Here is an 18233-nt window from a genome sequence, read left to right as displayed (position 1 = left end):
GGGGCGCGGCCCGGGCCCCCCCCCCCCTCCGTGTGGGCCGGGCTGCGCTACTGCTGCTTCAGCGAGTCCGTGTAGGCCTTGCAGGCCTGGTAGTCCGGCAGCAGGCCGTCGGCGAGCGCCTCCGCGAGGGAGGGCGCCACCGCGTCGCGGGCCGAGAGCTGCGGGGCGTCGGTCGGCCACTCGATGCCGAGATCCGGGTCCAGCGGGTGCACGCCGTGCTCGCCGGTCGGGTTGTACGTCGCCGAGCAGAGGTAGGTCAGCGTGGCGTCGTCGGTGAGGGCGCAGAAGCCGTGGCCGAGGCCCTCCGGGATGTAGACGGCCTTGCGCTCGGTGTCGTCCAGCCGGACGAACTCCCACGAGCCGAAGTTCGGCGAGCCGACCCGCAGGTCGACGATGACGTCCAGCACCGCGCCGCGGGTGCAGGCCACGTACTTGGCCTGGCCGGGCGGGACGTCGGCGAAGTGGATGCCGCGGACGACGTCCTTGGCGGAGAGCGACAGGTTGGCCTGGGCCAGGTTCAGCGGGTGGCCGACGACCTCGGCGAGGCGGTCGAAGCGGTACCACTCGGTGAAGTGGCCGCGGGCGTCGCCGTGCACCTGAGGGGTGATCTCGAAGGCGCCCTCGATGGAGAGCTCACGGAACTTCACTTGGCGGCCGCCTCTTCGAGCAGGCCCAGCAGGTACTGGCCGTAGCCGCTCTTCAGCAGCGGCTCGGCGAGCTCGCGCAGCTGGGCGTCGTCGATCAGCCCGGCCCGCCAGACGGCCTCCTCGATGCAGCCGATCTTGAAGCCCTGGCGCTCCTCGATGACCCGGACGAACTCCGAGGCCTGGACCATCGACACGAACGTGCCGGTGTCCAGCCAGGCGGTGCCGCGGTCGAGGATCGTCACGTGCAGGTCGCCGGTGCGCAGGTAGGCGTCGTTGACGGCGGTGATCTCCAGCTCGCCGCGGGCGCTCGGCTCCAGCGTGCGGGCGATCTCGACGACCCGGTTGTCGTAGAAGTACAGGCCGGGGACGGCGTAACGGGACTTGGGCTCGGTCGGCTTCTCCTCGATGGAGATGACCTGGCCGGTCCCGTCGAACTCGACCACGCCGTACGCGGTCGGGTCGGCCACGGGGTACGCGAAGACCCGGCCGCCCTTGATGTCGGAGTGCTCGGTGAGCGCGGTGCCCAGGCCGGTGCCGTGGAAGATGTTGTCGCCGAGGATCAGGGCCACCGGCTCGTCGCCGATGAAGTCCGCGCCGAGCACGAAGGCCTGGGCGATGCCCTCGGGCTTCTCCTGGACGGCGTACTGGAGCTTCAGGCCGAACTGGGAACCGTCGCCCAGCAGTCGTTCGAACTGGTCCCGGTCGTTCGGGGTGGTGATGATCAGGATTTCGCTTATCCCGGCCATCACCAGGGTCGAGAGGGGGTAGTAGATCATCGGCTTGTCGAAGACCGGGAGGAGCTGCTTCGACACCGCACGGGTCAGGGGCCACAGCCGCGAGCCGGTGCCGCCGGCCAGGAGGATTCCACGCATGGGTGCACCCTATTCGAGATCGGTGAACGCGGGAGGGGCCGGGTCGGGAGGGCGTTCGGGCGGCGGTAGACTACGCGCATTATGCGCATCCTCGTGACCGGCGGCGCCGGATTCATCGGTTCGGAGTTCGTCCGTCAGCTCCTCGGGGCTGACGAGAATGCCCGGATCACGGTCTTTGACAAGCTCACCTACTCGGGCGTCCTGGAGAACCTCGCTCCGGTGGCCGCCCACAAGGGCTACACCTTCGTCCAGGGCGACATCTGCGACACGGACGCCGTCGACCAGGTCATGCCTGGACACGACGTGGTGGTGCACTTCGCCGCCGAGTCCCACGTGGACCGTTCGATCGCCGGCGCGGGCCCGTTCGTGCTGACCAACGTCGTCGGCACCCAGGTGCTGCTCGACGCGGCCCGCAAGCACGGCGTCGGCCGCTTCGTGCACATCTCCACCGACGAGGTGTACGGCTCGATCAACGAGGGCTCCTGGACCGAGACCTGGCCGCTGGAGCCGAACTCCCCGTACTCGGCCTCCAAGGCCTCCTCCGACCTGCTGGCGCTGGCCTACCACCGCACCCACGGCATGGACGTCGTGGTGACCCGCTGCTCCAACAACTACGGGCACTACCAGTTCCCGGAGAAGGTCATCCCGCTGTTCACCACCAACCTGATCGACGGCAAGAAGGTGCCGCTGTACGGCGACGGTGGCAACGTCCGCGACTGGCTGCACGTCTCGGACCACTGCCGGGGCATCGAGCTGGTCATGCGCGGCGGCCGCGCCGGCGAGGTCTACAACATCGGCGGCGGCACCGAGGCGACCAACAAGGAGCTGACCGGCCTGCTGCTGGAGGCCGCCGGCGCCGGCTGGGACATGGTCGAGCACGTCGCGGACCGCAAGGGCCACGACCTCCGCTACTCGATCGACATCAGCAAGATCCGCGAGGAGCTCGGCTACGAGCCGCAGGTCCGCTTCGAGGACGGCCTCGCCGCGACCATCGCCTGGTACCGCGAGAACCGCGCCTGGTGGGAGCCGCTGAAGCAGAAGGCGGCCCTGGCCAAGTGACCGCGAACGCCGCCGCGCCCGTGCGCTGGCTGGTCACCGGCGCGGCCGGGATGCTCGGGCAGGACCTGCTGTCGGTGCTGGGCGCCGACGGGACCGCCGAGATCACCGCGCTGCGCCGGGCGGACCTCGACATCACCGACGCGGCGGCCGTCCTGGCCGCCGTCGAGGGCCACGACATCGTGGTCAACTGCGCCGCGTGGACGAACGTCGACGGTGCGGAGACCGAGGAGGCAGCCGCCACCGCCGTCAACGGCACCGGCGTGCGCCACCTGGCCGCGGCCTGCGCCAGGACCGGCGCGCGGCTGCTGCACGTCTCCACCGACTACGTCCTGCCGGGCGACGCCACCGAGCCCTGCCCGGAGGACGCCCCGACCGCTCCGGTGAACGCGTACGGCCGCAGCAAGCTGGTGGGGGAGCAGGCGGTCGCCGAACTGCTCCCCGAGCACGGCTACATCGTGCGCACCGCCTGGCTGTACGGCGAGCACGGCCCGAACTTCGTGGCCACCATGCTCAAGCTCGCCGCCCAGCGGGACACCCTGGACGTGGTGGACGACCAGCACGGCCAGCCGACCTGGTCGTACGCGCTGGCCGGCCGCCTGGTCGAGCTCGGCCGGGCCGCGCTCGCCGGGCAGGCCCCGGCCGGGGTCTACCACGGCACCGCGAGCGGCCGCACCACCTGGTGCGGACTGGCCGGCGAGACCTACGCGCTGAGCGGGCTGGACCCGGAGCGGATCCGCCCGACCACGTCGGAGGCCTTCGTCCGTCCGGCCGCCCGCCCGGCCTTCAGCGTGCTGGCCCACGACCGCTGGGCCGCCGCCGGACTGGCGCCGCTGCCCGAGTGGCGGGCCATGCTGGCCGAGGCGCTGGCCCGGCCCGTCTTCGCCGAACTGGCCGCAACGGCCCGGACCACCGAGAGCGACAGACCTCAGTGAAGAACGCACTGACGAAGGTGGCTGCCGCGCTACCGCCGGGAACCCTGGCGGTGGCCGGCGGCACCGTCGTCCTGGGTGCCGCCTCCTACATCCACCTCGGGGTGGCGGGCCACAGCCTGTCCGTCGACGACATGGCGAACGTCTCGCTGCTGTGGACGATCGTGATGTCCGTCGGCATCGGCGTCTTCTTCCCGATCGAGCAGGAGCTCACCCGGATCGTCGCGGCGCGCGCGGCGCTCGGCCACGGTGCCGCGCCGGTCCTGCGCCGGGCGGCCCTGCTCACCGGCGGGATCCTCGGGGCGACCCTGATCGTCCTCGGCGCCGCCTCCGGCCCGATCGCCCGGTCGATGTTCCACGGCGACCGCTCGCTGGTGCTGGCGCTCGGCGGGGCCTTCACCGGCATGGCCGTCTGCTACCTCACCCGTGGCGTGCTGGCCGGCCTCGGCCGCTTCGGCGCGTACGGCACCCAGCTGGGCCTGGACGGCGGCCTGCGGATCGGCCTGGCCTTCGCCTGCGGCGTGGCCGGGGTGCACTCGGCGCTCGCGTTCAGCCTGATCCTGGCCGTCGCGCCGATCCTCGCCACGATCCTCACGCTGCCGCCGCTGCTGCGCGCGGTGAAGCCCGGCGAGCAGGTCGGCTGGTCCGAACTCTGCTCCGGGCTGGGCCTGCTGATCTGCTCGACGCTGCTCTCGCAGGTCGTGGTGAACGCGGCCGTGGTGAGCACCAAGCTGCTCGCGCCCTCGGACTCCGCGCTGATCGCCGCTCTGCTCAACGCGCTGGTGCTGGCCCGGGTGCCGCTGTTCGTCTTCGGTTCGCTCCAGGCCTCGCTGCTGAACGGCCTCTCCGCCGCGATCGCGGTCGGGGACCGGGCGGCCTTCACCGGGATGCTCAAGAAGATCGGCGTCGTGGTGGGCGCGCTCGGCGTGCTCGGCGGGATCCCGGCGGTCGCCCTCGGCCCGTGGCTGATCCAGGTGCTGTTCGGCGCCAAGCCGGTGCTCGGCTGCCTCGACTTCTTCTGGTTGTCCGCCGGAACCGTGGCGTACATGTTCGCGATGGTGCTCGGCCAGGCGCTGATGGTATTCAAGCGGCACAACCTTCAGCTGCTCTGCTGGGCGCTCGGCACCGCGGTCCTCGCCGGGGTGACCTTCCTGCCGGGCGAGGTGTCCACCCGCGTGATCCTTGCGTACACGGCGGGTTCCGTGGCCACCGTCCTCGGTATGCTGGCGGTGCTGAGGCAGAGTTTCGCCCGTTCGGCGACGAATTCCGCCGGCCTCGTCCAGCAGCCGGGGGACCCGAACGCCGCGGTGCTGAGCAGCCGGACGGCCGGTGAATGACCGTGTCCGCCCCTCATCTTCAGATCGCCGCGCAGCAGCGCGGGCCAGACCCCATTCATGGAGCCTCCGTGTCCCAGTACGACGATGTTTGGCTGGTGATCCCGGCCTACAACGAGGGCCAGGTGATCGCCGACGTTGTGGAGGGGGCGCGAAAGACGTTCCCGAACATCGTGGTGGTCGATGACGGCAGCGGCGACGACTCGGCCAAGCACATCATGGAGACGGGCGCGCACCTGGTGCGCCACCCGGTCAACCTCGGTCAGGGTGCCGCCCTCCAGACCGGCCTGGCCTACGCCCTGGCCCAGCCGGGCGCCAAGTACTTCGCCACCTTCGACGCGGACGGTCAGCACCAGACCGCCGACGTCGAGAAGATGGTCGCCCTGCTGCGGGAGGGCGACACGGACGTGGTCCTCGGCTCGCGCTTCATCGAGCAGAACGGGCAGGTGCCGTGGATCAAGCGGGTCGTCCTGCGCACCGCGGCGACCGTCAGCCCGACCGCTCGCAAGCTCAAGCTGACCGACTCCCACAACGGCCTGCGGGTGCTGAACCGCGAGGCCGCCGGCCGGCTGCGGATCACCATGAACGGCATGGCACACGCGTCGGAGATCGTCAGCTTCCTCGCCGGCTCGGACCTCCGGGTCGCCGAGCTCCCGGTGGACATCCTGTACACCGACTACTCACGCGCCAAGGGTCAGTCCCTGATCAACGGCGTCAACATCATCTTCGACATCTCGCTGCGGGAGCGTAGCCGCCGATGAAATTCTTCTGGATCCAGCTGGTTCTCATTCTCGGCTCGGTCACTCTCGCCTTCATGTTCATCCGGCGTTGGGACCGTGCCAACACCCGCGCCTGGAAGCGCATCGCGTTCTCGGTCTTCGTGATCGTGAACATCTACGCGGTGCTGCGTCCCACCGACGTGACCTGGCTGGCCCACCAGCTCGGCGTCGGCCGCGGCACCGACCTGGTGCTGTACGTGATGGTGCTGGGCATGGGCTTCCTGACCCTGAACACCTTCCTGCGCTTCCGCTCTCTGGAGAAGAAGCTCACCGATCTGGCGCGCACCGTGGCGATCAACGAGGGCGCCCGCCTGAACGAGGAGCGCTTCGACCTGGACCTGCCGGTCTCGGCGCCGGTCGACCGCAGCAAGGTCTGATCCCGTGGCGACCTTCGAGTTCATGCTGCCGTACTACGGCGACGTGGCGCTGATGCAGGCCGCCGTGCGGAGCATCCTCGCGCAGACCGACCCGGACTTCCGGCTGACGGTCATCGACGACGGCAAGGAGCCGGACGTCCCGGGCTGGTTCGCCACGCTCGGCGACGACCGGGTGGGCTACCTGCGCAACGAGCAGAACCTCGGCATCACCAAGAACTTCCAGAAGTGCGTGGAGCTGTCCAAGGCCGACCACGTGGTCATCATGGGCTGCGACGACCTGCTGCACCCGCACTACCTGGAGACCGTCCGGTCGATCCTCAAGGCCAACCCGGACCTGGGCATGGTGCAGCCGGGCGTCGAGGTCATCGACGGCAACGGCGAGGTCAGCCGTTCCGGCCTGGCGGACAACGTCAAGGAGAAGATCTACGCGCCGACCGTCAAGGGCCGGCGGCTGATGGGCGGCGAGGAGCTGGCCGCGAGCGTGCTGCGCGGCAACTGGCTCTACTTCCCGTCGATCTGCTGGCGGGGCGAGGCGCTGCGCGCGGTCAACTTCCGTGACGAGTACTCGGTGATCCAGGACCTGGCCCTGGTCGTCGACCTGCTGGAGCGCGGCGAGCAGATGATGGTGGACAACACCACCGTCGTCTTCCAGTACCGCCGGCACGCCGTCAGCGAGTCCTCGGTGCAGGCCTTCTCCGGCACCCGGTTCACCGAGGCGGAGCGGTACTTCAACGCGGTGGCCGAGCGGATGGACGCCCGCGGCTGGCCGAAGGCCGCCCGTGCGGCCCGGTTCCGCAGCGCCTCCCGGCTGCACGCGCTGACCATGCTGCCGGGCGCGCTGAAGCGCGGCCAGCGGGACGGCGCCAAGGTCCTGGTCCGCCACGCGCTGACCGGCGGAGAGCGGCACTGACCGCTCGTAGGTCCTGATACGGCACTGGGCCGGTAGTCCGAACTCGGACTACCGGCCCAGTGCCGTTCGCGGGCGCCTCGCCACGGGTTACCAGGGCGCGCCCGAGGGACCGAGCGGGTCGGGCTGCCGCGGCGGGTACGGGTTGACCTTCGGGCACGCGAGCTTCCCGGTGTCGGGCACCGGCTCCAGCAGGTTGCTGATGTCCGTCGGCTGGTCGCACCGGCCGTTGGGCGCGTAGCGCGAGCAGTGCCCCTTGGTGTCGGCGGTGCTCTGCGCGATCCAGGCCAGCGCGCCCGGGCCCCAGTGCGGGTCGGGCATGTACTTGCTGGCGGTGGCGGAGCCGGCCATGCCGAAGAGCAGGCCCAGCGAGCAGATGGCGCCGATGGCCACACCGCGCGGGTTGAGGCGCAGCGGGACCCGGCGTCCGGTCTCCGCGGCCGTCTCGGCGGTGGGAGCCGCCGGGGCGCCCTGGCGGCGGCGGACGATCAGGTAGCACGCCAGCCCGACGAGGACCAGCAGGCAGTAGAGCAACTGTGCGCTGGTGCGCGGGTAGAGCATGACGGCCTGGTCGCGCTCCATGTGGGAGGCGTACCAGTAGCGCATCAGCAGGGCGCTCGCCGTGCACGCGGCGGCGGTCAGCACGGTGGCCCGGCCGATCCCGAGGGCCAGCGCCACGCCCAGGCCGACCAGCAGGAGGATCGTGAAGAGGCCGACCCCGCCGATCTCGCCGGGGACCGGCCAGGTGCTCTGGCCGTCGGTGCCGGGGAGGTCGTCGCGCCACATCGCGAAGTAGGTGGGCTCGGTGTAGGTGTCGAAGTAGCAGTAGCGGTCGACGGTGCTGCCGGCGGACCCGAGCAGCCGGACCAGGTAGAGGCCGGCGACGACCAGGAAGACCCCGGCGGCGGCGCCGATCGCGCACAGGGCGTTGAGCAGACCGGGGGTACCGCCGCTGCGGCGGGCGCGCAGCAGCAGCACCAGGGTGAGCACCACCACTCCGGCTGCGGACCACACGAACCAGCCGGAGTAGAGGAGGAACAGCAGCCCGATCCCGAGGCCGAGCACGGCGCCGCGGACGGCGGCGGTGCGGCGCGGGAGGTCCGGGGCGCGCTGGAGGAGCTGCATCAGCTTCGCCACCACGGGGAGGAAGGCGACGAGCACGAAGGTGGTGTACGGCTTGTACGGCTGCGCCATCGGCAGGGCGGCGGTGACGCCGATCCCGAGCGCCCAGAGCGGGGGCAGCAGCAGGCGCCAGGACAGGTAGGCGAGCGGGCCCAGCAGCGCGGTGAACGCCAGGTCGGCGAGCTTGAGCGCGTAGCCCACCTGGCCGTGGGTGAGGTGCTCGGCGATGAAGGCGACGATGTGCGGGAACAGCGGCGGGTAGGCGCCGTCGAGGGACTTGCCGTCCATCAGGGCGCCGACCCAGGCCTGGAGGCTGCCGGAGTCGCCGTGCTGGGCGTACAGCGGCCAGTTGGTGTCGCGCAGCGCGAGCGAGATGCCGGCGGCCAGGACGCCGGAGGACAGGCCCGCGACCGCGGCGGCGGCGAACCGCACCGGGAGGTCCGCCCAGCGGCGCATCGCCGGCACCAGGACCAGGACGACGAGGCCGACGAGCAGCAGGAGCCGGAGCTGGAGCGCGGCGAGGCCGCTGACCTGGCCGATCCTCGACATGGGGTTCAGGTGGACGGTCCATGCCAGACCGGTCATGAACAGCGCCGCCGTGGCCGCGGGCAGGATCTCCGCGGCCCAGAGGACAGCGGGGAGGCGAAGAGCGGCTGCCCGTCTCCTCTGGCTGGGCGGTATGCCCTGATGCCTGCCCGAGGCGGGGGCGGGCTGGACGCTCGTCGTCACTGTTCGGTCCTTCTGCTTCCCGCAGCACGTGGACGCGGGGGCGGTGTGTGGTTTCGGTGGCCGGACACCGCGATTCTGCCAGCACCTCGGTCGGGGGATCAGCGCGGGCTGAACCACCGTTCCCGGGCGGGTCGTTGTCGTCCAGGGGCGAGGAGTGCGTTGGCTCCGGCCGATCACCGCGTGGCACACTGCCGATGCGCTTCGACGCGTGGTGGCAGGACCCGTGGCGCACCGTCCGGAACCGGCCATGACGAGATCGTCAACTCATACAAGTAGGGAAGTGTCTCGGTGCAGCCGCTGATCGACTCTGCCCACACGTCCGACGGGCCTCGCCGGGGTGAGGGCGGCGACGGGAGCGCGTCCGGCACCCCGGCCCCGGTCGTGCCGGTCCGGCTGCGGGCGCTCGCCGCCCACCGCTGGTTCTGGCCGGCGGCCCTGCTGCTCGGGTACGGCGCGCAGGTGGCGTTCCGCCTGGTGCTGTCGATCCACAACTACTTCCCGTCGGTGCACGCCGACGAGGACTCGTACCTGGTGATAGCGCGGGTGCTGGCCGGCCGGCCGACCACCGAGATGCCGGTCGGCGTGGTGATCCCGGGCGGTTACCCGCTGCTGATCTCGCCGGCGCTGCGGATCGCCGACAACCCGGCCACCGCGTACCACCTGGTGATGGGCATCAACGCGGTGCTCAACGCGCTGGTGTTCCCGCTGGCCGTGGTGGCCGCGCGCCGGCTGGGCCTGTCCCGGCCGCAGGCGTACCTGGTGGGCACCGCCGTGGCGCTGGTGCCGCCGGTGGTCTTCTACTCCCAGTTCGTCATGTCGGACACCGTGCTGCCGGTGCTCCTGCTGGCCTGGGTGCTCGCGATGCACGGCTGGCTCTCGCCCGGCACGGCGCGCCGCCGCGCGCTGTACGCGGCGGGGATGGGCCTGGCGGCCGGCTACACGATGGCCACCCACGACCGGGGCGGCGTGGTCGTGGCGCTGACGGCGCTGGTGCTGGTCGTGGTGCTGGTCCTCGGCTGGGCGCCGCGGCTCGCCTCGCTGGCCGGCGTCGGCGCGCTCGGGGTGTCGTACCTGGGCGCCAAGCTGCTGGCCGGCTTCGTCGAGAGCCAGTTCAAGGACGTGCCGCCGAGCGACGTCGGCAACAAGGTCTTCGAGAACCTTGAGGACAGCACGTACATCGGCACGATCGTCGCCCGCACGTTCGGGCAGCTGTGGTACTTCATGACCTCCACGTACGGCTTCGGGGCGATCGCCCTCGTGCTGTGCGTGGTGGTGGTGTTCCGGCGCCGGTACTCGGTGGCCGAGCGGGTGGTGGCCTTCACCATGGTGGCCATGCTGTTCGGCACCGCGCTGGCCTCGGCGGCCGGCCTGGCGGACAACGACCGGACCGACAACTGGGTGTACGCCCGGTACTGCGCGGTGCTGGTGCCGCTCTTCCTGGTGGTCGGCCTGACCGCGCTGTTCCGGGCCGGGGTCCGTGCGCTGCTGTGGATGGCGCTGGTCGGCACGGTGGTGATCGGTGTCATCCAGGTGTCGGTCGGCGCGTACGCGGGTGCCGCGCTCAAGCTCTGGGTCAGCCCGTGGACGGTGCCGGACGCGATGTTCCTGGCCTCGACCTGGGACGGCCTGCACATGATCCGGACGAGCTTCGGCGCGCTGGCGGTGCTGGCCGCCTGCCTGCTGCTGCGGGTGGCCGGTGGGCGCCGGGTGGTCGCCGCGGTGGTGGCCTGCCTGACGCTGTTCGCGGCCTACGCGACGATCGCCATCACCGACAACGTCTCCGAGCCGCACGCCAAGTTCCGCAAGTACCAGGCGGTCGGCGTGGCCAAGGAGGCGGGCCTGCGCAAGGGCGACAACGTGGTCCTGGACTGGGACCTCGACTGGGACACCCGGATGGCGATGGCCTACGAGGTCTACTGGGGCCGGGTCTGGACGGACAACGTCAAGGGCGGCAACGCCCCGCCGGAGAAGGCCACCGCGTTCCTGGCGGCCACCGGCAAGGACGCCCCGCCGGAGGCCAGCTGGCCGAATCCGAAGCCCGGCTGGCACGTCGCGACGTACAACAAGGACCGCGGCTGGGTGCTCTGGCGCAAGGACTGACCAGGGCGTTCACCCCATCGGGGCCGGTGAGGAGCGCCTCACCGGCCCCGATTGGCATCCGGGCTGCTCCATGTGGCAGTATGTCCAAGTTGCTCGGTTGAGTGCCGATGCTGCGCGCCTCCCGCCGGGAGGACTGGAAGCGAGTCCCATGTACTCGTCGTTCCCGTGATGGCCGTCAAGCGTGAGTTCTACGCCACGGCAGCTGCGGGGCGAAAGTACGGGAATCTTCCGGGAAGCGTGAGCGGGGCCTCGACCCGGTGCCCCCAACCCCGAAAGTTCTAAACCGACGAAGTGATTCGTTGGTTTTTTGCAAGCGCGAGTGCGACACGCCCGAGCGCGGGGGTCGGAGGGTTGTCGTGCAGTGACTAAGGACAAAGGACTACTGAGTAGCCATGGCGGGACAGAAGATCCGCATCCGGCTCAAGGCCTACGACCACGAGGTCATCGACTCTTCGGCGAAGAAGATCGTCGAGACGGTGATCCGTACTGGTGCGCAGGTCGCGGGCCCGGTGCCGCTGCCCACTGAGAAGAACGTGTACTGCGTCATCCGCTCGCCGCACAAGTACAAGGACTCGCGCGAGCACTTCGAGATGCGTACTCACAAGCGTCTGATCGACATCCTCGACCCCACGCCGAAGACGGTTGACTCGCTCATGCGTCTCGACCTGCCGGCCGGCGTCGACATCGAGATCAAGCTCTGAGAGGCGCACCGAAGATGGCTAAGCAGATTAAGGGCATCCTGGGCGAGAAGCTCGGCATGACCCAGGTCTGGGACGAGAACAACCGGGTCGTCCCGGTGACCGTCGTCAAGGCTGGGCCCAATGTCGTGACCCAGGTCCACACCGCCGACAGCCCGGCCGGCTACGACGCCGTCCAGATCGGCTTCGGCGAGATCGACCCCCGCAAGGTGAACAAGCCCCTCGCGGGTCACTTCGCCAAGGCCGGTGTCACCCCGCGCCGCCACCTGGTCGAGCTGCGTACCTCGGACGCGTCCGAGTACACCCTGGGCCAGGAGATCACCGCCGAGCTGTTCGAGGCGGGTGTCAAGGTCGACGTGACCGGCACCTCCAAGGGCAAGGGCTTCGCCGGTGTCATGAAGCGCCACAACTTCCGGGGCCTCGGCGCCGGTCACGGCGTGCAGCGCAAGCACCGTTCGCCCGGTTCCATCGGTGGCTGCGCCACCCCGGGCCGCGTGTTCAAGGGCCTGAAGATGGCCGGCCGGATGGGTCACGAGCGTGTGACCACCCAGAACCTGACCGTGCACGCGGTTGACGCGGAGAAGGGTCTGCTCCTGATCAAGGGTGCGATCCCGGGCCCGAACGGCGGCCTCGTCCTCGTCCGCACCGCGGCGAAGGGGCTGTGAAGGATATGAGCACCATTGACATCCTGTCGCCCTCGGGTGACAAGACCGGCAGCCTCGAGCTGCCGGCCGAGATCTTCGACGCGAAGGTCAGCGTTCCGCTGATGCACCAGGTCGTCGTGGCGCAGCTCGCTGCGGCCCGTCAGGGCACCCACAAGACCAAGACTCGTGGCGAGGTCCGCGGCGGCGGCAAGAAGCCGTACCGCCAGAAGGGCACCGGCCGCGCCCGTCAGGGCTCGACCCGTGCGCCGCAGTTCGCCGGCGGTGGCGTCGTGCACGGTCCCGTGCCGCGCGACTACTCGCAGCGGACCCCGAAGAAGATGATCGCCGCCGCTCTGCGCGGTGCGCTCACCGACCGGGCCCGCCACAACCGCATCCACGTCGTCACCGACGTGGTCGCGGCCGAGGTGCCGTCGACCAAGGCCGCCAAGGGCCTGTTCGGCAAGATCACCGAGCGCAAGAACGTCCTCCTGGTCGTCGAGCGCGAGGACGAGCTGGGCCTGAAGTCCGCTCGTAACCTGCCGCACGTGCACATCCTGGACGCCGGTCAGCTGAACACCTACGACGTGCTCGTCTCCGACGATGTGGTCTTCACCCAGGCCGCCTTCGAGCGTTTCGTGGCCGGTCCGGCCGCGTCCGCCAAGGCCGTTGCCGCTGAGGGCGAGCTCGAAGGGAGCGCCGCCTGATGAGCGACGTTACGAGCAAGACGTTCACGGACCCCCGTGACGTCCTGGTGAAGCCGGTCATCTCCGAGAAGAGCTACAGCCTTCTCGACGAGAACAAGTACACGTTCATCGTGTCGCCGGGCGCCAACAAGACCCAGATCAAGCAGGCCGTCGAGGCGGTCTTCTCGGTCAAGGTCGAGGCTGTCAACACGATCAACCGTCAGGGCAAGCGCAAGCGCTCCAAGACGGGCTTTGGCAAGCGCAAGGACACCAAGCGCGCCATCGTGACGCTGGCCGAGGGCAACCGCATCGACATCTTCGGTGGTCCGGTCTCCTAACGGAGATCGTGATCGTCGATAAGGACGAGGACGAGAGAGCCAAATGGGCATCCGCAAGTACAAGCCGACTACGCCGGGCCGTCGTGGCTCCAGCGTGGCCGACTTCGTAGAGATCACGCGGTCCACGCCGGAGAAGTCGCTGGTTCGCCCCCTGCACAGCAAGGGCGGCCGTAACAACGCCGGTCGGATCACCGTTCGCCACCAGGGTGGCGGTCACAAGCGCGCCTACCGCGTGATCGACTTCCGTCGTCACGACAAGGACGGCGTGCCGGCCAAGGTCGCGCACATCGAGTACGACCCGAACCGCACCGCGCGCATCGCGCTCCTGCACTACGCGGACGGCGAGAAGCGCTACATCATCGCGCCGCGCGGCATCGCGCAGGGTGACCGGATCGAGAACGGCGCTGGCGCCGACATCAAGCCGGGCAACAACCTGCCGCTGCGCAACATCCCGGTCGGTACCACCATCCACGCGGTGGAGCTGCGTCCCGGTGGCGGTGCCAAGCTGGCCCGCTCCGCCGGCTCCGGCATCCAGCTGCTGGCGCGTGAGGGCAAGATGGCGCACCTGCGCATGCCCTCCGGCGAGATCCGCCTGGTGGACGCGCGCTGCCGCGCGACCGTCGGCGAGGTCGGCAACGCCGAGCAGTCGAACATCAACTGGGGCAAGGCCGGCCGTATGCGCTGGAAGGGCGTTCGCCCGACCGTGCGTGGTGTGGCCATGAACCCGATCGACCACCCGCACGGTGGTGGTGAGGGTAAGACCTCCGGTGGTCGCCACCCGGTCTCGCCGTGGGGCCAGAAGGAGGGTCGTACCCGTCGCCCGAAGAAGGCGTCGGACGCTCTCATCGTGCGCCGCCGCAAGACCAACAAGAAGCGCTAGGAGCAGGTCAGATGCCGCGCAGTCTCAAGAAGGGCCCCTTCATCGACGGCCACCTTCTCAAGAAGGTGGACGCGCAGAACGAGGCGGGTACCCAGAACGTCATCAAGACCTGGTCCCGTCGCTCCGTGATCTTCCCGGCCATGCTCGGCCACACGATCGCGGTTCACGATGGTCGCAAGCACGTCCCGGTGTTCGTCACCGAGTCGATGGTCGGCCACAAGCTGGGCGAGTTCGCTCCGACCCGCACCTTCCGCGGCCACGTCAAGGACGACCGCAAGTCGAAGCGTCGCTAGTCGCCTGAGCTTCACCGCCAGAACGACTCAATGACTTACTCCATTAAGGGGACAACCATGGAAGCCAGGGCCCAGGCGCGGTACATCCGCGTCACGCCCATGAAGGCCCGCCGCGTGGTGGACCTCATCCGTGGCCTGCCGGCCACGGAGGCCCAGGCCGTCCTGCGTTTCGCTCCGCAGGCCGCCACCGTGCCGGTCGGCAAGGTGCTCGACAGCGCCATTGCCAACGCCGCGCACAACTACAACCACTCCAACGTGGACGACCTCGTCATCAGCGAGGCGTACGTTGACGAGGGTCCGACCCTGAAGCGGTTCCGCCCGCGTGCCCAGGGCCGCGCCTACCGGATCCGCAAGCGGACCAGCCACATCACCGTGGTCGTCAGCAGCAAGGAAGGGACCCGGTAATGGGCCAGAAGGTTAACCCGCACGGGTTCCGCCTCGGCATCAGCACGGACTTCAAGTCCCGCTGGTACGCCGACAAGCTGTACAAGGACTACGTCAAGGAAGACGTTGCCATTCGTCGCATGATGACGAAGGGCATGGAGCGCGCCGGCATCTCGAAGGTTGAGATCGAGCGCACCCGCGACCGCGTCCGCGTCGACATCCACACCGCCCGCCCCGGCATCGTCATCGGTCGCCGTGGCACCGAGGCCGACCGCATCCGCGGCGACCTCGAGAAGCTGACCGGCAAGCAGGTCCAGCTGAACATCCTCGAGGTCAAGAACCCCGAGCTGGACGCCCAGCTCGTGGCTCAGGGCGTCGCGGAGCAGCTGTCCTCGCGCGTCTCCTTCCGCCGTGCCATGCGCAAGTCGATGCAGGGCACCATGAAGTCCGGCGCCAAGGGCATCAAGGTCCAGTGCTCCGGTCGTCTCGGCGGCGCCGAGATGAGCCGTTCGGAGTTCTACCGCGAGGGTCGCGTGCCGCTGCACACCCTGCGTGCGAACGTCGACTACGGCTTCTTCGAGGCCAAGACCACCTTCGGCCGCATCGGCGTGAAGGTCTGGATCTACAAGGGCGACGTCAAGAACATCGCCGAGGTCCGCGCTGAGAACGCCGCTGCCCGCTCGGGCAACCGCCCGGCCCGTCCCGAGGGTGGTCGTCCCGCCCGCGGTGGCGACCGCCGTGGTGGCGAGCGCGGTGGCCGTGGCCGTCGCCCCGCCGCTGCCGAGGCCCCCGCGGCCGCGGCCGCCGAGGCTCCGGCTGCCGAGAACACCGGAACGGAGGCCTGACCCCAATGCTGATCCCCCGTCGGGTCAAGCACCGCAAGCAGCACCACCCCAAGCGCCGTGGCGCTGCCAAGGGTGGCACCGAGCTCGCGTTCGGCGAGTACGGCATCCAGGCCGTCACCCCGGCCTACGTGACGAACCGGCAGATCGAGTCCGCTCGTATCGCCGTCACCCGTCACATCAAGCGTGGCGGCAAGGTCTGGATCAACATCTACCCGGACCGTCCGCTCACCAAGAAGCCGGCCGAGACCCGCATGGGTTCCGGTAAGGGTTCGCCCGAGTGGTGGATCGCGAACGTGCACCCGGGTCGGGTCATGTTCGAGCTGTCGTACCCCAACGAGAAGGTGGCTCGTGAGGCGCTGACCCGCGCAGCTCACAAGCTCCCGATGAAGTGCCGGATCATCCGGCGCGAGGCAGGTGAGAGCTGATGTCGGCCGGCACCAAGGCTGCTGACCTCCGCGAGCTGGACAACGAGGGTCTCGTTGCCAAGCTCCGTGAGGCCAAGGAGGAGCTGTTCAACCTCCGCTTCCAGGCGGCGACCGGGCAGCTCGACAACCACGGACGGCTGAAGCTCGTCCGCAAGGACATCGCGCGGATCTACACCCTGATGCGCGAGCGCGAGCTGGGCATCGAGACGGTGGAGAACGCCTGATGACTGAGAACACCAACGAGACGCGCGGTTTCCGCAAGACCCGTGAGGGTCTCGTCGTCAGCGACAAGATGGACAAGACCGTCGTCGTCGCCGTCGAGGACCGCGTCAAGCACGCTCTGTACGGCAAGGTCATCCGCCGTACGAACAAGCTGAAGGCGCACGACGAGGCGAACGCCTGCGGCATCGGCGACCGGGTCCTCCTCGCGGAGACCCGCCCGCTGTCCGCGACGAAGCGCTGGCGCGTCGTCGAGATCCTCGAGAAGGCCAAGTAACGAAGCCGATGTGGTACGGCCGTATGTGCAGCGGGTCCCTGCGGGACGCCGGTGTGAGCAGCGGCCGGCCCGTCAGCTCTCGTTGACGATCAGGAGAAAGCTGTGATCCAGCAGGAGTCGCGACTGCGTGTCGCCGACAACACGGGCGCGAAGGAAATCCTTTGCATCCGCGTTCTCGGTGGCTCCGGTCGTCGCTACGCCGGTATCGGGGACGTCATCGTCGCGACCGTCAAGGACGCGATCCCCGGCGGTTCGGTGAAGAAGGGTGACGTCGTCAAGTGCGTCGTCGTCCGTACCGTGAAGTCGCGTCGTCGTCCGGATGGCTCGTACATCCGCTTCGACGAGAACGCCGCGGTTGTTCTGAAGAACACCGATGGTGACCCCCGTGGCACCCGCATCTTCGGCCCGGTGGGCCGCGAGCTGCGTGACAAGAAGTTCATGAAGATCATCTCGCTTGCGCCGGAGGTGCTCTAACTCATGGCGAACAGCATGAAGATCAAGAAGGGTGACCTGGTTCAGGTCATCACCGGCAAGGACCGCGGCAAGCAGGGCAAGGTCATCCAGGCCATGCCCGCCGAGAACAAGGTCCTGGTCGAGGGTGTGAACCGGGTCAAGAAGCACACCAAGCCGGGCCCGGGCACTCAGGGTGGCATTGTCACCGTCGAGGCCCCGGTGCACGTCTCCAACGTCCAGCTGGTCGTGGAGAAGGACGGCAAGAAGGTCGTCACCCGCGTTGGCTACCGCTTCGATGACGAGGGCAACAAGATCCGCGTTGCCAAGCGAACCGGTGAGGACATCTGATGTCTGAGACGACTGTTGAGAAGGTGACCCCCCGTCTCAAGGAGCGTTACAACTCCGAGATCAAGGGTCAGCTGCAGGAGCAGTTCTCGTACGAGAACGTCATGCTGACGCCCGGCCTGGTCAAGGTCGTCGTCAACATGGGTGTCGGCGAGGCCGCCCGTGACAGCAAGCTGATCGAGGGCGCGATCCGCGACCTGACCGCGATCACCGGTCAGAAGCCGGCCGTGACCAAGGCTCGCAAGTCCATCGCGCAGTTCAAGCTGCGCGAGGGCCAGCCGATCGGCACGCACGTCACCCTCCGCGGTGACCGCATGTGGGAGTTCCTGGACCGTCTGGTTTCGCTGGCCCTGCCGCGAATCCGTGACTTCCGCGGCCTCTCCCCGAAGCAGTTCGACGGCCGTGGCAACTACACCTTCGGTCTGACCGAGCAGGTTATGTTCCACGAGATCGACCAGGACAAGGTCGACCGTCAGCGCGGTATGGACATCACCGTCGTGACCACCGCTCAGACCGACGACGAGGGCCGGGCGCTCCTGCGCGCTCTGGGCTTCCCGTTCAAGGAGGCGTGAGCCAATGGCGAAGAAGTCCCTCATCGCGAAGGCCGAGCGGAAGCCGAAGTTCGGCGTCCGGGCCTACACCCGGTGCCAGCGCTGCGGCCGTCCGCACTCGGTGTACCGCAAGTTCGGCCTGTGCCGTGTCTGCCTCCGTGAGATGGCGCACCGCGGCGAGCTGCCGGGCGTGACCAAGAGCTCCTGGTAATCAGGGCGCTTTAGGCACACAGCGAAGCAGAGGTGCCCGATCCCACACCGGCCCGTTTTGGGCCTGCCGTACGGATTCCCGTAAGGTAGTGGGGTCGGGCCCCCTGCCACGGCTTCCCCATGGACGTCCGTG

25 protein-coding genes are annotated in these 18233 nt (G+C 69.2%); 22 read left to right on the top strand and 3 right to left on the bottom strand.

The genetic code is table 11. From position 1 onward, the window contains the following. Nucleotides 1-47: 47 nt before the first annotated feature. On the bottom strand, nucleotides 48-647 hold the full coding sequence (locus ACIQOV_RS02665; protein WP_401044058.1) for a dTDP-4-dehydrorhamnose 3,5-epimerase family protein: 600 nt from the start codon (nucleotides 645-647) through the stop codon (nucleotides 48-50). Beyond that, nucleotides 644-1519: a glucose-1-phosphate thymidylyltransferase RfbA gene (gene rfbA / locus ACIQOV_RS02660; RefSeq protein WP_380538540.1), complete on the bottom strand. Its 876-nt coding sequence runs from the start codon at nucleotides 1517-1519 to the stop codon at nucleotides 644-646. The genes ACIQOV_RS02665 and rfbA overlap by 4 nt, the downstream gene beginning before the upstream one ends. Before the next feature lie 81 nt (nucleotides 1520-1600). Between rfbA and rfbB the strand changes: the two genes are divergently transcribed. From rfbB to ACIQOV_RS02630, 6 genes are all read left to right on the top strand, one after another. Beyond that, the gene (rfbB, locus tag ACIQOV_RS02655; protein ID WP_401044054.1) at nucleotides 1601-2578 is read left to right on the top strand and encodes a dTDP-glucose 4,6-dehydratase; all 978 of its coding nucleotides are present in this window, start codon (nucleotides 1601-1603) and stop codon (nucleotides 2576-2578) included. Then, nucleotides 2575-3510 carry a dTDP-4-dehydrorhamnose reductase gene (gene rfbD, locus ACIQOV_RS02650; protein ID WP_401044052.1) on the top strand — a complete coding sequence of 312 codons (936 nt, stop codon included), beginning with the start codon at nucleotides 2575-2577 and terminating at the stop codon, nucleotides 3508-3510. Before rfbB ends, rfbD begins: the two co-directional genes overlap by 4 nt. A 17-nt stretch (nucleotides 3511-3527) precedes the next feature. Then, a complete protein-coding gene (locus ACIQOV_RS02645) occupies nucleotides 3528-4844 on the top strand; it encodes a lipopolysaccharide biosynthesis protein (protein ID WP_401044049.1) in 1317 nt (438 codons plus the stop codon). Between the two features lie 68 nt (nucleotides 4845-4912). After that, nucleotides 4913-5602: a glycosyltransferase family 2 protein gene (locus tag ACIQOV_RS02640; RefSeq protein ID WP_359897515.1), complete on the top strand. Its 690-nt coding sequence runs from the start codon at nucleotides 4913-4915 to the stop codon at nucleotides 5600-5602. Beyond that, nucleotides 5599-5997 carry a DUF2304 domain-containing protein gene (locus ACIQOV_RS02635; protein ID WP_401044046.1) on the top strand — a complete coding sequence of 133 codons (399 nt, stop codon included), beginning with the start codon at nucleotides 5599-5601 and terminating at the stop codon, nucleotides 5995-5997. The genes ACIQOV_RS02640 and ACIQOV_RS02635 overlap by 4 nt, the downstream gene beginning before the upstream one ends. A gap of 4 nt (nucleotides 5998-6001) precedes the next feature. Next, nucleotides 6002-6907 carry a glycosyltransferase gene (locus tag ACIQOV_RS02630; protein WP_359897513.1) on the top strand — a complete coding sequence of 302 codons (906 nt, stop codon included), beginning with the start codon at nucleotides 6002-6004 and terminating at the stop codon, nucleotides 6905-6907. 87 nt (nucleotides 6908-6994) lie between these two features. On the opposite strand, the gene ACIQOV_RS02625 is transcribed toward ACIQOV_RS02630, so the two are convergent. After that, the gene (locus ACIQOV_RS02625) at nucleotides 6995-8611 is read right to left on the bottom strand and encodes a hypothetical protein (RefSeq protein WP_401044044.1); all 1617 of its coding nucleotides are present in this window, start codon (nucleotides 8609-8611) and stop codon (nucleotides 6995-6997) included. Nucleotides 8612-9043: 432 nt separating this feature from the next. Between ACIQOV_RS02625 and ACIQOV_RS02620 the strand changes: the two genes are divergently transcribed. The 16 genes from ACIQOV_RS02620 (at nucleotide 9044) to ACIQOV_RS02545 (ending at nucleotide 18101) form a co-directional block, all read left to right on the top strand. Further along, nucleotides 9044-10855, top strand: coding sequence for a hypothetical protein (locus ACIQOV_RS02620; RefSeq protein WP_401044042.1), 1812 nt, complete (start codon nucleotides 9044-9046; stop codon nucleotides 10853-10855). 392 nt (nucleotides 10856-11247) lie between these two features. Continuing rightward, a complete protein-coding gene (rpsJ, locus tag ACIQOV_RS02615; protein ID WP_012785157.1) occupies nucleotides 11248-11556 on the top strand; it encodes a 30S ribosomal protein S10 in 309 nt (102 codons plus the stop codon). 14 nt (nucleotides 11557-11570) lie between these two features. Next, nucleotides 11571-12218 (top strand): 50S ribosomal protein L3, encoded by a 648-nt coding sequence (rplC, locus tag ACIQOV_RS02610; protein WP_189916064.1) that lies wholly within the window; start codon nucleotides 11571-11573, stop codon nucleotides 12216-12218. Between the two features lie 5 nt (nucleotides 12219-12223). Continuing rightward, a complete protein-coding gene (gene rplD / locus ACIQOV_RS02605) occupies nucleotides 12224-12901 on the top strand; it encodes a 50S ribosomal protein L4 (RefSeq protein WP_359897509.1) in 678 nt (225 codons plus the stop codon). Further along, complete coding sequence (gene rplW, locus ACIQOV_RS02600; RefSeq protein ID WP_030280768.1) at nucleotides 12901-13218, top strand: 50S ribosomal protein L23; 318 nt, start codon at nucleotides 12901-12903, stop codon at nucleotides 13216-13218. Before rplD ends, rplW begins: the two co-directional genes overlap by 1 nt. A 43-nt stretch (nucleotides 13219-13261) precedes the next feature. Next, nucleotides 13262-14098 carry a 50S ribosomal protein L2 gene (gene rplB, locus ACIQOV_RS02595; RefSeq protein ID WP_320440637.1) on the top strand — a complete coding sequence of 279 codons (837 nt, stop codon included), beginning with the start codon at nucleotides 13262-13264 and terminating at the stop codon, nucleotides 14096-14098. An 11-nt stretch (nucleotides 14099-14109) separates the two neighbouring features. Further along, complete coding sequence (gene rpsS / locus ACIQOV_RS02590; protein ID WP_030055821.1) at nucleotides 14110-14391, top strand: 30S ribosomal protein S19; 282 nt, start codon at nucleotides 14110-14112, stop codon at nucleotides 14389-14391. A gap of 57 nt (nucleotides 14392-14448) precedes the next feature. Next, nucleotides 14449-14796, top strand: a complete 348-nt coding sequence (gene rplV / locus ACIQOV_RS02585; RefSeq protein ID WP_030055822.1) for a 50S ribosomal protein L22 — start codon at nucleotides 14449-14451, stop codon at nucleotides 14794-14796. After that, a complete protein-coding gene (rpsC, locus tag ACIQOV_RS02580; protein WP_359820416.1) occupies nucleotides 14796-15620 on the top strand; it encodes a 30S ribosomal protein S3 in 825 nt (274 codons plus the stop codon). Before rplV ends, rpsC begins: the two co-directional genes overlap by 1 nt. A 5-nt stretch (nucleotides 15621-15625) precedes the next feature. Then, nucleotides 15626-16045, top strand: coding sequence for a 50S ribosomal protein L16 (gene rplP / locus ACIQOV_RS02575; RefSeq protein ID WP_030055824.1), 420 nt, complete (start codon nucleotides 15626-15628; stop codon nucleotides 16043-16045). After that, on the top strand, nucleotides 16045-16269 hold the full coding sequence (gene rpmC / locus ACIQOV_RS02570; protein ID WP_063348970.1) for a 50S ribosomal protein L29: 225 nt from the start codon (nucleotides 16045-16047) through the stop codon (nucleotides 16267-16269). The genes rplP and rpmC overlap by 1 nt, the downstream gene beginning before the upstream one ends. After that, nucleotides 16269-16541 (top strand): 30S ribosomal protein S17, encoded by a 273-nt coding sequence (gene rpsQ, locus ACIQOV_RS02565; RefSeq protein ID WP_030055826.1) that lies wholly within the window; start codon nucleotides 16269-16271, stop codon nucleotides 16539-16541. The genes rpmC and rpsQ overlap by 1 nt, the downstream gene beginning before the upstream one ends. 102 nt (nucleotides 16542-16643) lie before the next feature. Next, on the top strand, nucleotides 16644-17015 hold the full coding sequence (gene rplN / locus ACIQOV_RS02560; protein WP_030393301.1) for a 50S ribosomal protein L14: 372 nt from the start codon (nucleotides 16644-16646) through the stop codon (nucleotides 17013-17015). Nucleotides 17016-17030: 15 nt separating this feature from the next. Next, nucleotides 17031-17342: a 50S ribosomal protein L24 gene (gene rplX / locus ACIQOV_RS02555; protein WP_030055828.1), complete on the top strand. Its 312-nt coding sequence runs from the start codon at nucleotides 17031-17033 to the stop codon at nucleotides 17340-17342. Next, a complete protein-coding gene (gene rplE / locus ACIQOV_RS02550) occupies nucleotides 17342-17911 on the top strand; it encodes a 50S ribosomal protein L5 (protein ID WP_030393302.1) in 570 nt (189 codons plus the stop codon). The genes rplX and rplE overlap by 1 nt, the downstream gene beginning before the upstream one ends. A 4-nt stretch (nucleotides 17912-17915) precedes the next feature. Beyond that, nucleotides 17916-18101: a type Z 30S ribosomal protein S14 gene (locus ACIQOV_RS02545; RefSeq protein WP_030393303.1), complete on the top strand. Its 186-nt coding sequence runs from the start codon at nucleotides 17916-17918 to the stop codon at nucleotides 18099-18101. The last annotated feature ends 132 nt before the right edge of the window (nucleotides 18102-18233 follow it).

Source organism: Kitasatospora sp. NPDC091257, assembly GCF_044757675.1.
In the GTDB taxonomy this organism is placed as follows: Bacteria; Actinomycetota; Actinomycetes; order Streptomycetales; family Streptomycetaceae; genus Kitasatospora; species Kitasatospora lactacystinica.
The sequence above is the reverse complement of the archived record's forward strand: the minus strand, read 5'-3'. Positions and strand labels throughout refer to the sequence as shown.